This window comes from Streptomyces sparsus (assembly GCF_054776295.1).
This window is the reverse complement of sequence record NZ_BAAHCA010001156.1, coordinates 1-1,347: the sequence shown is the minus strand read 5'-3', so window position 1 is coordinate 1,347 and position 1,347 is coordinate 1. Positions and strand designations below refer to the sequence as shown.

At 75.7% G+C, this 1,347-nt stretch carries 1 protein-coding gene; it reads right to left on the bottom strand.

Translation table 11 applies throughout. The features are described 5' to 3' along the window. Positions 1-77 precede the first annotated feature (77 nt). On the bottom strand, positions 78-1,301 hold the full coding sequence (locus tag ACYVE9_RS27095) for an allantoate amidohydrolase (protein ID WP_461030529.1): 1,224 nt from the start codon (positions 1,299-1,301) through the stop codon (positions 78-80). Positions 1,302-1,347: the final 46 nt, after the last annotated feature.

Sequence of the window (1,347 nt, the reverse complement as noted above, 5' to 3'; positions counted from 1 at the left end):
GAGGCGGCCGTCGGCCGCCTCCAGGGTGACGCCCTGCTCGACGGTGCCGCCCAGCCAGGCGTGTTCCGCCCAGTACGTCAGCTGCACGCCAGGTCCTCCAGTACGTCGGCGAGCGCGGTCACTCCGGCGGCGCAGTCGTCCTCCGCGGCGGTCTCGGCGGGTGAGTGGGAGACGCCGGTGGGGTTGCGCACGAACAGCATGGCGGTGGGCAGCAGCGCGGACAGGATGCCCGCGTCGTGTCCGGCGCCGGTGGGCAGCACCGGCACGGGCCCGCGGGCGCCACCGGGCCGGTCGGCGAGGCGCTCGGTGAGGTGACCGGTGATGCGGTCGCGCAGGTCGTGGGTGAACTCCACGACGGGCGTGAACGACTCCCGGGTGACGTCCACGGTGACGCCGTCGAGTTCGGCGCGTTCGGCGGCGGCCCGTTCGACGGCGGCGACCACGGCGCCGAGGGTGCGCTCGTCCGGGGCGCGCGAGTCGAGCCAGCCGCGGATCCGGGAGGCGATGGCGTTGACCCCGCCGGGGTCCACGGCGACCTTGCCGAAGGTGGCCAACGCGCCCGTCGCGGCTGCGTGTTCCCGGGCGGCGAGCACGGTGTGCGCGTAGGTCAGCATCGGGTCGCGGCGGTCGGCGAGCCGGGTCGTCCCGGCGTGGTTCGCCTCGCCGTGGAAGTCGAAGCGCCACCGGCCGTGCGGCCAGATGGCGGACGCGACACCGACCGGGTGCGGGGTGTCGGCGAGCGCGCGGCCCTGCTCGATGTGCAGTTCGACGAACGCGCCGATGCGGCCGAGGCGTTGCGGGTCGGGGCCGATGGCGTCCGGGTCGTGTCCGGCGCGTTCCATGGCCCGTGCCAGGGTGACGCCGTCGGCGTCCCGCAGCCGGTGGGCCCGGTCCACGGTGAGTTGTCCGGCCGACAGGCGGGAGCCGGTGCAGGCCAGGCCGAACCGGGCGCCCTCCTCGTCGCCGAAGTTGACGATCGCGACCGGTTTGCCGAACGTCACGCCGCGGCTGTGGAGTTCGTCGAGCGCGGCGAAGGCGGACACGACGCCCAGCGGGCCGTCGAAGGCGCCGCCGTCGGGCACCGAGTCGAGGTGCGAGCCGGTGACGACCGCGTCGGAGGCGGTGCGGTCGCCGAGCCAGGCCCACTGGTTGCCGTTGCGGTCGAGTTCGTGGTCCAGGCCGCGGCTCTCGGCCTGGGCCCGGAACCAGGCGCGGCAGTCGGCGTCGGCGGGCGTCCAGGCGTGCCTGCGGTATCCGCCGGTGGTGTTGTCCCGGCCGATGCGGGCCAGGTCGCGCCACATCTCGTGGAAGGACGCCCCCGGCCGCAGACCGGCCGCCGCCCGGGCG

Coding starts and splice junctions, on each gene's coding strand:
- ACYVE9_RS27095 (WP_461030529.1), bottom strand. CDS start 1,301: ATGTGGCGCGACCTGGCCCGCATCGGCCGGGACAACACCACCGGCGGA.